Origin of the sequence: Lysobacter sp. ESA13C (assembly GCF_019970005.1) — a bacterium.
GTDB lineage: Bacteria > Pseudomonadota > Gammaproteobacteria > Xanthomonadales > Xanthomonadaceae > Lysobacter > Lysobacter antibioticus_B.
Genome location: NZ_JAHXYK010000003.1, coordinates 158,844 through 171,868, shown reverse-complemented (window position 1 = coordinate 171,868; position 13,025 = coordinate 158,844). Strand labels below are relative to the sequence as shown.

The 13,025-nt window shown below is 67.7% G+C and carries 12 protein-coding genes; 8 read left to right on the top strand and 4 right to left on the bottom strand.

The annotated features are described in order from the left end of the window. Nucleotides 1-13: 13 nt before the first annotated feature. The 5 genes from LC490_RS06885 to LC490_RS06865 all read left to right on the top strand — a co-directional run bounded on the left by LC490_RS06885 (nt 14) and on the right by LC490_RS06865 (nt 6,567). The gene (locus LC490_RS06885) at nt 14-1,483 is read left to right on the top strand and encodes a leucyl aminopeptidase (RefSeq protein ID WP_031371546.1); all 1,470 of its coding nucleotides are present in this window, start codon (nt 14-16) and stop codon (nt 1,481-1,483) included. A gap of 2 nt (nt 1,484-1,485) precedes the next feature. Further along, complete coding sequence (locus LC490_RS06880; RefSeq protein WP_223619705.1) at nt 1,486-1,863, top strand: hypothetical protein; 378 nt, start codon at nt 1,486-1,488, stop codon at nt 1,861-1,863. 9 nt (nt 1,864-1,872) lie between these two features. Next, nucleotides 1,873-2,298 carry a DNA polymerase III subunit chi gene (locus tag LC490_RS06875; RefSeq protein WP_223619704.1) on the top strand — a complete coding sequence of 142 codons (426 nt, stop codon included), beginning with the start codon at nt 1,873-1,875 and terminating at the stop codon, nt 2,296-2,298. 143 nt (nt 2,299-2,441) lie between these two features. Next, entirely contained in the window at nt 2,442-5,210 is a 2,769-nt protein-coding gene (locus LC490_RS06870) for a valine--tRNA ligase (RefSeq protein ID WP_223619703.1), read from the top strand. A 475-nt stretch (nt 5,211-5,685) separates the two neighbouring features. Continuing rightward, nucleotides 5,686-6,567: a DUF2785 domain-containing protein gene (locus LC490_RS06865; RefSeq protein ID WP_223619702.1), complete on the top strand. Its 882-nt coding sequence runs from the start codon at nt 5,686-5,688 to the stop codon at nt 6,565-6,567. A 19-nt stretch (nt 6,568-6,586) separates the two neighbouring features. Here LC490_RS06865 and rimI read toward each other — a convergent pair whose 3' ends face one another. From rimI to pssA, 3 genes are read right to left on the bottom strand one after another with little or no spacing between them, the layout of a single operon-like run. Then, nucleotides 6,587-7,021 carry a ribosomal protein S18-alanine N-acetyltransferase gene (gene rimI / locus LC490_RS06860; RefSeq protein ID WP_051884772.1) on the bottom strand — a complete coding sequence of 145 codons (435 nt, stop codon included), beginning with the start codon at nt 7,019-7,021 and terminating at the stop codon, nt 6,587-6,589. Between the two features lie 53 nt (nt 7,022-7,074). After that, nucleotides 7,075-7,452, bottom strand: coding sequence for a hypothetical protein (locus LC490_RS06855; RefSeq protein ID WP_223619701.1), 378 nt, complete (start codon nt 7,450-7,452; stop codon nt 7,075-7,077). Continuing rightward, nucleotides 7,449-8,225, bottom strand: coding sequence for a CDP-diacylglycerol--serine O-phosphatidyltransferase (gene pssA / locus LC490_RS06850; protein WP_031371539.1), 777 nt, complete (start codon nt 8,223-8,225; stop codon nt 7,449-7,451). The genes LC490_RS06855 and pssA overlap by 4 nt, the downstream gene beginning before the upstream one ends. 112 nt (nt 8,226-8,337) lie before the next feature. Between pssA and LC490_RS06845 the strand changes: the two genes are divergently transcribed. The 3 genes from LC490_RS06845 to LC490_RS06835 all read left to right on the top strand — a co-directional run bounded on the left by LC490_RS06845 (nt 8,338) and on the right by LC490_RS06835 (nt 11,496). Beyond that, nucleotides 8,338-8,820 carry a DUF4124 domain-containing protein gene (locus tag LC490_RS06845; protein WP_081930741.1) on the top strand — a complete coding sequence of 161 codons (483 nt, stop codon included), beginning with the start codon at nt 8,338-8,340 and terminating at the stop codon, nt 8,818-8,820. Nucleotides 8,821-8,979: 159 nt separating this feature from the next. Continuing rightward, a complete protein-coding gene (locus LC490_RS06840) occupies nt 8,980-10,692 on the top strand; it encodes a proline--tRNA ligase (RefSeq protein ID WP_223619700.1) in 1,713 nt (570 codons plus the stop codon). A 420-nt stretch (nt 10,693-11,112) separates the two neighbouring features. After that, nucleotides 11,113-11,496 carry an H-NS histone family protein gene (locus LC490_RS06835; protein ID WP_031371536.1) on the top strand — a complete coding sequence of 128 codons (384 nt, stop codon included), beginning with the start codon at nt 11,113-11,115 and terminating at the stop codon, nt 11,494-11,496. Nucleotides 11,497-11,700: 204 nt separating this feature from the next. Here LC490_RS06835 and LC490_RS06830 read toward each other — a convergent pair whose 3' ends face one another. After that, on the bottom strand, nt 11,701-12,951 hold the full coding sequence (locus LC490_RS06830) for a threonine/serine exporter family protein (protein ID WP_031371535.1): 1,251 nt from the start codon (nt 12,949-12,951) through the stop codon (nt 11,701-11,703). Between the last annotated feature and the right edge of the window lie 74 nt (nt 12,952-13,025).

Sequence of the window (13,025 nt, the reverse complement as noted above, 5' to 3'; positions counted from 1 at the left end):
GGGAATCTGTTGGATGACCCTCGAATTCGACCTGAACCGCGACGCGCTCGCGGCCGCTCAAACTGATTGCGTCGTGGTAGGCGCCTTCGCCGACAAGACCCTGACGGCTGCCGCGCGAACGCTGGATGAAGTCAGCGGCGGGCGCCTGACGGCTTTGCTCGAACGCGGCGACATCAGCGGCAAGACCGGCAAGACCTCCCTGCTCCACGACCTGCCCGGCGTGACCGCGCCGCGCGTGCTCGTGATCGGCCTCGGCGAGGCCGGCAAGTTCGGCGTCGCCCAGTACCTCAAGGCGGTCGGCGACGCCGCGCGCGCGCTCAAGGCCGGCCCGGTCGAGCATGCGCTGCTGACCCTCAGCGAAGAGCCGGTGACCGGCCGCGACGCCGCCTGGGCGATCCGCCAGGCCGCCATCGCCGCCGACCACGCCTGCTACCGCTACACCGCCACGCTGGGCAAGAAGAAAGACGAGCCCGGCCTGCGCAAGCTGTCGATCCGCGGCGACGACGCCACCGCCCTGGCCCAGGGCCAGGCGATCGCCGCCGGCGTCGCCTTCGCTCGCGAGCTGGGCAATCTGCCGCCGAACATCTGCAACCCGGCCTACCTGGCCGAGCAGGCGCAGGAATTCGCCGGCCGCTTCGACAACACCTCGTGCGAAGTGCTGGACCGCGAGCAGATGCAGGCGCTCGGCATGGGCTCGCTGCTCGCCGTGGCCCGCGGCTCGGCCAATCCGCCCAAGCTGATCGTGCTCAAGTACGACAACGGCGGCGACGCCAAGCCCTATGTGCTGGTCGGCAAGGGCATCACCTTCGACACCGGCGGCATCAACCTCAAGGTGCAGGGTGGCATCGAGGAGATGAAGTTCGACATGTGCGGCGCCGCCTCAGTGCTGGGCAGCTTCGTCTCGGCGGTCGGCATGCAGTTGCCGATCAACCTGGTGGTGATCGTGCCGGCGGTCGAGAACATGCCCGACGCCGACGCCTACCGTCCCTCCGACGTGCTGACCAGCATGTCCGGCAAGACCATCGAGGTCGGCAACACCGACGCCGAGGGCCGCCTGATCCTGTGCGATGCGCTGACCTATGCGCAGCGCTTCGAACCGCAGGCTCTGCTCGACGTGGCGACCCTGACCGGCGCCTGCGTGGTCGCGCTGGGCAAGTTCGCCACCGGCCTGATGAGCAAGGACGACGACCTGGCCGCCGAACTGACGAGCGCCGGCGAGCAGGTCTTCGACCGCGCCTGGCGCCTGCCGCTGTGGGACGAGTACCAGACCCAGCTCGAATCGACCTTCGCCGACGTCTACAACATCGGCGGCCGCTGGGCCGGCGCGATCACCGCCGGCTGCTTCCTGTCGCGCTTCACCGAAGGCCAGCGCTGGGCGCACCTCGACATCGCCGGCGTTTCCAACGAAGAAGGCAAGCGCGGCCTGGCCACCGGCCGTCCGGTCGGCCTGCTCTCGCAGTGGTTGCTCGAGCGCACCGCCTGACGATGAAGCGCAATGCGCTGATCCTCGCGGCGATTACCGGCCTGGCCAGCGGCATCTACTCGATGTCGCCGCTTGCGCAGGCCGGTTTCACCCTGGTGGATTGGCTGTTCGTGGCGCTGGGCATGTTCTGGATCTTCATGTGGCTGCATGGCGACCAGCAGGAGTTCGGCCATCGCCGCTCGCCGTGGATGAACATCGGCATCGTCGTGCTGGCGATGCTGTTCGTGCCGATCTACCTGGCCCGGACCCGGCCGGCGGGACGCAAGCTCAAGGCGGTCGTCGGGTTCTTCCTGCTCCTGCTCGGCTGGTTCGCCCTGAACATCGGCGGCGCCCTGCTCGGCTATTTCGTTTTCGGCGGCTCGGCCGCATATACCGGTTGATACCCGCCCATGGCCCGCGCTGACTTCTATCTGATCCAAACGCCGCGTTTCAAGGAACAACCGCTGCGGTTGGTCTGCGAACTGGCGCGCAAGGCCCACGACGCCGGTCTGCCCACGCTGATCCTGGCGCGCAATGCCGAACAGGCCGAGGCGATCGACGACATGCTGTGGGACATGGGCGAAGACGCCTACATCCCGCATCAGATCGCCGGCGCCGACCTCGACGAGGAAGAAGCCGACGTGCTGATCGCCGCGCCCGAGGCCGACGCGCCATTGCGGCCGCTGGTGATCAACCTGCGCGACGCCCCGGTGCAGGACGGCTTCGACCGCGTCCTGGAAGTGGTCCCCGCCGACGACTCCGCGCGCGGCCCGCTGCGCGAGCGCTGGAAGCAATACCAGGCCCGCGGGCTGACGCTCAACAAGCACGATATGTGAGGAAGGCCGGGATTGGGGATTCGGGAGTTGGGATTCGCGAAGCGGATCCGCCCAGTTCCGACCGGCCCTGTGATCTGTAAGTTTTTGCTCTTCGGCTGTTGCTTCAACCAATCCCAAATCCCGAATAACGAATCCCGGTTCTTATGTCCCTCGCCTCCAGCTACGACCCCAAGCAGTTCGAAGCCCGCCTCTACGAGCAGTGGGAGAGCAGCGGCGTATTCAAGCCGCGCGGCGAGGGCCAGCCCTATACGATCCTGCTGCCGCCGCCCAACGTCACCGGCACCCTGCACATGGGCCATGCGTTCCAGCACACCCTGCAGGATGCGCTGATCCGTTATCACCGCATGCGCGGCTACGACACCTTGTGGCAGATGGGCACCGACCACGCCGGCATCGCCACCGAAATGGTGGTGGCGCGCAACCTCGGTCGCGAAGGCCTGACCCGCGACGGCCTCGGCCGCGACGGTTTCATCGAGAAGGTCTGGGAGTGGAAGGGCCAGTCGGGCGACACCATCGAACGGCAGATGCGCCGCCTCGGCACCTCCGGCGACTGGTCGCGCTCGATGTTCACCATGGACCCGATCGCTTCCGAAGCGGTGGTCGAGGCCTTCGTGCGCATGCACGAGCAAAACCTGATCTACCGCGGCCAGCGCCTGGTCAACTGGGACCCGGTGCTGAAGACCGCGATCTCCGACCTGGAAGTGGTCAACGAAGAAGAAGACGGCTTCCTGTGGTCGATCTCCTACCCCCTCAGCGATGGCAGCGCCACGCTGGTGGTCGCGACGACGCGCCCGGAAACCATGCTCGGCGACACCGCCGTCATGGTCCATCCCGAGGATGAGCGCTACGCCCACCTGATCGGCAAGACCGTGACCCTGCCGCTGAGCGGCCGGGTCATCCCGGTGATCGCCGACGCCTACGTCGATCGCGAGTTCGGCACCGGCGTGGTCAAGGTCACGCCCGCGCACGACTTCAACGACTACGCGGTCGGCCAGCGCCACGGCCTGCCGATGATCAACATCTTCACCCCCGAGGCGGCGGTCAACGACAACGCCCCGGCGAAGTACGTCGGCCTGGACCGCTACGAAGCGCGCAAGGTCGTGCTCGCCGACCTGGAAGCCGAAGGCCTGCTCGTCGAGACCAAGCCGCACAAGCTGCAAGTGCCGCGCGGCGACCGCACCAACCAGGTGATCGAGCCGTATCTGACCGACCAGTGGTTCGTGAAGATGGACGACCTGGCCGCGCGCGGCCTGCAACTGGTCGAGCAGGGCGATATCCGTTTCGTCCCGGCGAACTGGATCAACACCTATCGCCACTGGATGCAGAACATCCAGGACTGGTGCATCAGCCGCCAGCTGTGGTGGGGCCACCGCATCCCGGCCTGGTACGACGCCGACGGCAAGATCTACGTCGGCCGCGACGAAGCCGATGCGCGCGCGCGCGGCGGGATCGGCGCCGAGGTCGTCCTGACCCAGGACAACGACGTGCTGGAAACCTGGTTCTCTTCCGGCCTGTGGCCGTTCAGCACCATGGGCTGGCCGAATGCGGCGGCCATGGGCGAGCGCGGGTTCGAGCGATTTGTTCCGTCCTCTGTCTTGGTCACCGGTTTCGACATCATCTTCTTCTGGGTCGCCCGCATGATCATGCTGACCGACCACTTCACCGGGCAGATTCCGTTCAAGGACGTCTACATCACCGGCCTGGTGCGCGACAAAGACGGCCAGAAGATGTCCAAGTCGAAGGGCAACGTGCTCGACCCGATCGACCTGGTCGACGGCATCGAACTCGAAGACCTGGTCGCCAAGCGCACCACCGGCCTGATGAACCCCAAGGACGCCGCGCGCATCGAGAAAGCCACGCGCAAGGAATTCCCCGACGGCATCCCGAGCTTCGGCGCCGACGCGCTGCGCTTCACCATCTCGGCGCTGGCCACCCACGGCCGCGACATCAAGTTCGACCTGGGCCGCGCCGAGGGTTACAAGAACTTCTGCAACAAGCTGTGGAACGCGACCCGCTTCGTGTTGATGAACACCGAGGACGCGAGTTTCTCGGGCACACCGCAGCCCAAGACCGACGCCGAGCGCTGGATCCTGGCGCAGCTGGCCCAGGCCGCGGCCGAAGCCGAAACCCATTTCGCCGCTTACCGTTTCGACCTGCTCGCCCAGACCTTGTACGAGTTCGCCTGGAACGCGTTCTGCGACTGGTTCGTCGAACTGGCCAAGCCGGCGCTGCAAGGCGACGACGCAGCCGCCGCCGACAGCACCCGCCACACCTTGCTGTACGTGTTGGAGCGTCTGCTGTCGCTGTTGCACCCGCTGATCCCCTTCGTCACCGAAGAGCTGTGGCAACAGGTCGCGCCCAAGCTCGGCATCGCCGAAACCACGATCATGCTGCGCCCGTACCCGCAGGCCAGCGACCTCGGCGCCGACTACGCCCAGGCCGAAGCCGACGTGGAGTGGCTGAAGGCCATGGTCTCGGCCCTGCGCAAAGTGCGTAGCGAGCTCAACGTCTCGCCGCAGAAGAACGTCGGCCTGCTGCTGGCCAAGGGCGATGCCGCCGACCGCGATCGGGCCGCGCGCTTCGACTCGCAGTTGCGCTTCCTCAATCGCCTCGACAGCATCCAGTTCATTGCCGACGCCAACGACGCGCCGCCCGCGGCGTCGGCGGTGGTCGGCGAATTGACCTTGCTGGTTCCGCTCGAAGGCCTGGTCGACCTCGGCGCCGAACGCACGCGCCTGGACAAGGAGATCAAGCGCGTCGCCGGCGAAATCGGCAAATGCCAGGGCAAGCTCGCCAGCGAGACCTTCGTCCAGAACGCCCCCGCCGCCGTGGTCGAGCAGGAGCGCAAGCGCCTGGTCGACTGGAACGTGCAGTTGGAAGGCCTGACCGCGCAGCGCACCAAGCTGGGCTGAGCGGGTCCGGCGCCGCTCGTTCGAGAAAAGCCGTGGCTTGCCACGGCTTTTTCTTTGCGACGAGGTTGGAGCGAAAGGCAGAAGCAAATCCCCCCTGCCCCCCTTTTCCAAAGGGGGGAGTGCACATGCGGGATTCGGGATTCGGGATTCGGGATTCGGGATTCGGGCAGCGGGCAGCGGGCAGCGGGCAGCGGGCAGCGGGCAGCGGGCAGGAGCCTACATCCGAGAGCGAGATACCCGCTTCGCATGTCGCCGAACATCGCCACGAATCTCCCAAGCTTCCCCCCTTCGGAAAAGGCGGGCAGGGGGATTTGCTCGTGCTCCGCTCGTGCTCTGCCCTGCCGGCTCCTACCGATCGCCCCAACACCCTCTTCCTCGCCGCCGCGCACAGCGCACCAACCCGCAACTCCAGCCCTTGCGGCGCCGTAAGCCGGCAACCTAGGCTGGAACTCCTGGCCTTGGGGAAGCGAAAGCCATGCGTCTTGTCCTGCTGTTAGGCGTCTGCCTGCTGGCGACCCCGGCGTTCGCCCAGAATTGCCCACCTGCCGGGCACACCGCAGCGTCCCTGCAGGCACTGAAAGCGCGCCAATTCGCCCTGCCCGACCCGGCGGAAAAACAAGCGCTGGCGACCGGCCTGATCGGCTGTCTGTCCGCCTCCGATCCCGAGCTGCGCGATGGCATCGCCTTCGAAGCCCTGAGCCAGTGGATGCGCGCCGGCGATTTCGACGCAAACGCACTGCGAGCGATGCGCGACTCGCTGTACGCATCGCTCGATAGCAAAGACCCGCAAGGGTTCGGCAAGCCGTTCGCGGCCCTGGTGCTGTCGGAAGTCGCGCGCACCGACCGGATCAAATCGTGGATGACACCGCAGGAAAGAGTGGCGATGGTCGAGCGCGCGGCGGCCTACGTCGAAGCGGTGCGCGACTACCGCGGCTATAGCGAAGGCCAAGGTTGGCGGCACGGCGTCGCCCACGGCGCCGACTGGCTGATGCAGTTGAGCCTGAATCCCGCCCTCGAACGCGCGCAATACGATCGCATCCTGGCCGCGATCGCCTCCCAGGCGGTGCCGGGCAACGGTCATGCCTATGTGTTCGGCGAACCCGAGCGCCTGGCCCGGTCGCTGTTGTTCACGGCCCAACGCGGCCTGCTGTCGGCCGAGGACTGGCAGGCGTGGTTCGCCGCTTTATCGGCGAAGGTCGGCAAGCTCGACCGCACCGACTACGCCGGCTGGCTCGGGCGTCGCCACGATCTGACGGCGTTTCTGAGCGGTCTGTATGTGCAGGCGGATCAGAGCGAAGACGCTGCGATCAAGGCACTGAAGCCGGCGATCCTGGCAGCCTTGAAGCAGGCGCCCTGACCGCGCGCCGACAAACCGGTCATTCCTCGGCAAACAGCTCGATCGCCATGACCAGGGCATCCTCGCGTCCGCCGCGCGCCGGGTAATAGCGCGGGCGGCGGCCGATCTCGTTGAAGCCTTCGTTGTGGTACAGCGCGATCGCGCCGGTATTGGACGGCCGCACTTCCAGGAACACGCGTTCGGCGCCGCGGCCGCGGGCGATATGGACCAACGCGCGCAACAGCTTGCGGCCATAACCGTGGCCGTGCGCTTCCGGCGCCACGCAGACGTTGAGCACGTGCGCTTCGCCGGCGGCCACGCTCATCAGGAAGTAACCGATGATGCGTTCGCCCTCGGACAACACCCAGGCCGGATAGTCGGCGCGCAGGCAGTCGCGGAAGATGCCAGGGGTCCAGGGGAACTCGTAGGCGCGGATCTCGATGGCATGGACGACTTCGAGGTCGTCCTCGCGCATCGGCCGCAGCGCGGCCGGCGCCGTGCCCGGATCGAACTCGGACGCCTGCGCGCTCACCTCGCCGCGCTCCCGCGCCGCAGGGCGCGCAACTGCGGCCACAGCGCGCGCTTGGCGGCGGCATCGCCGCGCAGAGCCTGCGCATCGAACAATGCCAGCACCGCCGGATCGTCGGCGCCGCGGCGGGCGGCGCGCAGCACCGCACGCAGCAAGGCGCTGTCGGCGCCCGTCGCTCGCGCGGAAGCGACCGGACGCGCCGGCTCGGCGCGCTGCGCCGTCGCGACCGCTTCCGTCGAAGCAACCTGCGCCGCCGGCACAGATGCCTCGCGTGCGACGACCGGCACCTCCTCGACCTTGTCCGAAGCCAGCTTCATCACCGAGTGGCCCATCGCCTGCAGCCATTCGCGCTGCTCGGCGCTCCACAGCGCGCTCATGGCGGGCCAGCCTCGGCCGGCGGCATGCGGCGCAGGCGCCGATACGCGGCATAGACCGGGCCGGACAGCGCGTACGGGGCGAAGATCGCCAGCAGCACGCGCGGCGGGTCGATCGCGATCGCGATCACCACCACCACGACGATCAGAATCGCCAGGAACGGCACCCGGTCGTTGCGCGGGCCGCTGCCCTTGAAACTGAAGTAGCGCATGCGGCTGACCATCAGCAGTCCGGCCACCACGGTCAGCGCCAGCGCGGCGTAGCGCAGTTGCTCGCCGACCAGGTCGAAGCTGTGGCAGGTCCAGACGAAGCTCGCCACCAGTCCGGCCGCGGCCGGGCTGGCCAGGCCGATGAACCAGCGCTTGTCGACCTGTCCGACCTGGGAATTGAAGCGGGCCAGGCGCAGCGCCGCGCAGGCGGCATACAGGAAGGCGCCGATCCAGCCGATCTTGCCGGGGATCACGCCGTCGAGCTTGGTCGACTCCAGCGCCCAGTGATACATCACCAGGGCCGGCGCCAGGCCGAAGCTGATCAGGTCGGCCAGCGAGTCGTACTGGACCCCGAATTCGCTCTGGGTGTTGGTCAGGCGCGCGACCCGGCCGTCGACGCCATCGAGGATGGCGGCGATGAAGATCGCCATGCAGGCCTCGTCGAAGCGGCCCTGGGTGGCGGCGATGATCGCGTAGAAGCCGGCGAACAGGCCGCCGGTGGTGAACAGGTTCGGCAGCAGGTAAATGCCGCGTCCGCGCGGGCGGGGCGTGTGATGGGGTTCCATAACTGGGAAGTGTAGCGCTTGCCTGTGCCTCGGCAGGATGCTGCAATCGTCGCTTCCCCCGCTCGACCGGCTTTACGCCGTCCGTTCCGTTTGTCTGCCTCGGAGCTTCGCTATGCCCTGCCCGTCCCGCCACTCGCTATTTCGCGCCTTTCCGGCGCTCGCCGCCAGCGCCGTCCTGGTCGCCCTGCTGGCCGCGCCGGCGGCCGCCACCGAGCTGTACCAGTGGAAGGACGCCAACGGCGTCACCCACTACTCCGATTCGCCGCCGCCGAACCAGGGCGGGGTCAAGAACCGCGTGATCAAGAACAAATCCGGCACCGCCACCTCGGCCCAGTCGGCCACTGAGGACAGCCCGGCCGAGAACGCCCAGTGCACGACCGCGCGCGGCAACCTCAAGCAGTTGCAGAGCTCGGCCTCGGTCGGCGTCGACGCCAACAAGGACGGCAAGCCCGACAACATCCTCGACGCGCAGCAGCGCGCGGCCCAGGTCCAGCTCGCCGAATCGGCGGTCAAGGCCTATTGCATGCAGCCGGCGGCTCCGGCCGTGGCACCGGCCTCGACGCGCCCGTCGACCGCCAAGCAGGGCGACGCCTGATCCCGGCGGCCTGATGCTCCCGGCGGCCCGACCAGGCCGCCTCTCCCGCCCCGGACCGGCCCCCGCCGCTCCGGGGACCGGCCCGACCCACCCCGGCGGACGGAGCCACCGCCTCGGCATGGCAAACTGTTCGCTTTCCACGTACGCGAACCCCAGCCGATGCGTCTGTCGCAATTCCATCTCCACACCAGCAAGGAAACGCCCGCCGAAGCCGAAATCGTCAGCCACAAGCTGATGCTCAAAGCCGGCATGATCCGCAAGCTCGCCGCCGGCCTCTACACCTGGTCGCCGCTGGGCCTGCGCGTGCTGCGCAAGGTCGAGCGCGCGGTGCGCGAGGAGATGAACGCCGCCGGCGCGATCGAAGTGCTGATGCCGTCGGTGCAGCCGAAGGAGCTGTGGGAAGAGACCGGGCGCTGGGAGAAATTCGGCGGCCAGTTGCTGAAAATCCAGGACCGCAAGGAAGCCTGGTACTGCTACGGCCCGACCCACGAGGAAGTCATCACCGATTTCGCCCGCAACGAACTGGCCAGCTACAAGCAGTTGCCGGTCAATTTCTTCCAGATCCAGACCAAGTTCCGCGACGAGATCCGCCCGCGCTTCGGGGTGATGCGCGCGCGCGAGTTCCTGATGAAGGACGCCTACTCGTTCCATCTCAGCGACCAGGACCTGGATCGCGAATACCGCAACATGTACGACACCTACAGCCGCATCTTCACCCGCCTGGGCCTGAAGTTCCGCGCCGTGTTCGCCGACACCGGCGCGATCGGCGGCAACGCCTCGCACGAGTTCCACGTGCTCGCCGATTCGGGCGAGGACGCGATCGCCTTCTCGGACGGCTCGGACTACGCCGCCAACGTCGAACTCGCCGAAGCGGTGGCGCCGCATGCGCGCGCCGCGGCCGCCGAAGACCTGCGCAAGGTCGACACGCCGACCCAGAAGACCTGCGAAGACGTCGCCGCGCTGCTGGGCATCGCCCTGGCACGCACGGTCAAGTCGGTCGCGATCGTCGGCGCCGATGGCGAAGGCAAGCCGCAGTTCGTGCTGGCGCTGGTGCGCGGCGACCACGTGGTCAACGAGATCAAGCTGTCCAAGCTCGCCGGCCTGGCCGAGTACCGCCTCGCCACCGAAGCCGAGATCCTCGAACACCTCGGCGCGCAGCCGGGCTTCCTGGGCCCGCTCAAGCCGGTAAAGACCATCCGCGTGATCGCCGACCGCAGCGTCGCGGCGATGCACGACTTCGTGGTCGGCGCCAACGAAAACGGCTACCACCTGGCCGGCGTCAACTGGGGCCGCGACCTGGCCGAGCCCGACGAGGTCGCCGACATCCGCAACGCCGTCGCCGGCGACCCCTCGCCCGATGGCCAGGGCACGCTCGGCATCGCCCGCGGCATCGAAGTCGGCCACGTGTTCCAGCTCGGCCGCAAGTACGCCGAAGCGATGAAGCTGACCGTGCTCGACGAAACCGGCAAGGCCGCCACGCCGGCGATGGGCTGCTACGGCATCGGCGTGTCGCGCATCGTCGCCGCGGCGATCGAGCAGAACCACGACGACGCCGGCATCGCCTGGCCCGAGGCGATGGCGCCCTGGCAGGCGGTGGTGTGCATGATCAATCCCAAGAACGACGCCGCGGTGACCGAAGCGGCTCAGGCCTTGTATCGCGAACTGCTGGCGGCCGGCGTCGACGCCGCGCTCGACGATCGCGGCCTGCGTCCCGGCGCGATGTTCGCCGACATGGAATTGATCGGCGTCCCGCACCGCGTGGTGGTGTCCGAGCGCGGCCTGGCCGCGGGCAGTTTCGAATACCGCCACCGCCGCGCCAGCGAAGCCGAGAATCTCGACCGCGCCGCGGTGTTGGCGCGGATCGCCGGATAAGCCCGGCGATTACTTTCCCGCTTACCTCCCGCCCCAAGAAAGGTAAGTCGGGGAGGTAAGTCGGGGATCGTCCGCCGCCGGCGCGACCGGCGTCGATTGATTATCCGCAGCGACCCGAATACGGCCCGCCCGTACGGTGCGCGCGGTTTATGGCAATTACATGGCAAACCGCGCCCGCACCCGACGGGACGGGGCCACGGCGAGGCTGCTCCCGCCTACTACCTTCGTGCAGTTAGCGCAGCGGCCAATACCCGATTACATTAATCCACGCGTCGACGGCGAACCCGATGGATTCGCCCCCTATAAGAACGCGAATATCTGCACGGACCTTCGGCACATTTACGCGGAGTGAATGTGCCTTTACTATTCCGCCGCGCGCCAGGGACTGGCCAAAATCCGAACCCACTCCCCGGAGGCTCCATGTCGATCGATCTCTCCACGTTGTCCGCGAAAGAACTCGAGTCACTGATCAGCCAGGCCAAGAAGCGCAAGACCACCCTCAATAAGCGCAAGCCCATTGCTGCGGTGCGAAAGAAGGTCGCGCAGGTGCTCAAGACCGAGGGATACACCCTCGAAGAATTGTTCGGCAGCGCCGCTCCCGCCAGCCGCGCCACCAAGGCCACGAAAGCCGCCAAGCCCGCAGCCGCAGACCGCAAGGCCCGCAAGCCGCTCGGTAAAGTCGCACCGAAGTACCGCAACCCCGGCAATACCGCGGAAACCTGGACCGGCCGCGGCAAGCAGCCGCGCTGGCTGGCCGCGTACGTCGCCGCGGGTCGCAAAATCGACGATTTCCTCATCAAGTAATCGGCGATACGCAGCGAAGAGGCCGGCCCTGCGCCGGCTTTTTTGTGGGCGGGAAAATCTTAGGGCGAGCGGAGGATCGGCGGAGATTTGGCTCGCCGCCTCGGAAAACCGGCCGCCGCAAGCGAATCGCCGTGCCGTCCGGGCCCGCGCCGCAGCCCCGAACCGGCCATTACGGCCTGCACGGATTGGCCTTCCGGGCCGGGCTTAGAGATTCCGCCGCGCCGGCAGCAACAGATTGCCGAATATCAGGCCGGCGATCAGCGCCAGCAGGATATTGAGCACGGCCAATACCGCATCCTGGCCGACATTTACGTCCTGCTGCTGGATCATCGACAGCAAGCCGCGCAGGCTGACGCTGCCGGGGACCAGCATGATGATGCCGGGTACGCGGATGATCGCCCCGGGCCGATTACCCCAGCGGGCGTAGGCATTGCCGACCGCGGTCAGGGTCAGCGCGGCGAGGAATATCCCGGCCGGGCTGCCCCAGGCCAGGCCGACGAAACGCGAAATCAGATAACCGCCGGCGGCGGCCGCCATGACCTTGGGATAATCGCTGCGATGGGCGCGGAACAGCACCGCGAACGCGTAGGCCGCGACCGCAATGCCGCACCATTCGACCCAGGCCTCCTGTGGACGCGAGGCGCGGATCTGCGGCTGCAGCCCGATCAGGTCGGTCAAGTACAGCGCGATCACCGTGCCGACCGCGAGTTTCACCACCGTGGTCAGGGCGCCGGCGAAGCGCGCCGTGCCCGAGACCAGATGCTGGCTGGTCAACTCGTTGACCGCATTGGTCAGGGCCAACCCGGGCAGCAACACGATCAGCGAGGCGATGATCACCGTGTTCTGGTTCAAGGGCGCGATGAAGCTGGCGACCAGCACGGTCATGCTGGCCGCGAACATCGCCGCGATCGCTTCCAGCGCTTCCTTGAAGCGCGGACGCGAGCCGGAGATGTCGACCAGCAGGCCGATCATCAGGCCGTTGACCGCGGCCACGCCGATGTCCAGCCACGGCAGCCGCAACAAGCTCGCGACCGCGCCGGCGGCCAAGCCATACGCGACCACCTGCATGGCGCGCCAGCGCTTGCTGCGCGGCCGGTCCAATTGTTCGAGCGCGGCATGGCCGGCGGCGAGGTCGAGACGGCCGGCCATGACCTCTTCGGCGATGCGGTCGGTTTCGCTGAGCCGGTACAGATCGTTCTCGCCGGGCGGCAGGCGGATCACCCGCGTGGTGTCGCTGTCGCCGAGCGGCCGGTTGGGATCGCTGAAGGTCAGGATCAGGCCGGTCGGGTTGGACCACGGCTCACATTCCAGACGCAGCTTTTGCGCGACCGCCGTCACCGCCCCTTCCAGGCGCTGGGCGGTCGTGCCGTAACTGTGCAGCCGCTCGGCCAGCTCGACGACGAAGGCGATGCGGGCGGCATAGCTGGTGGCGCTGAGCGGGTGCGGGGTCGACATAACGGCGAAGCATCGCATGAGCGCGCGCCGCTGGGCAGACGGGCCGCGCGACCGGGCTCGGGCTTCGGTCAGCC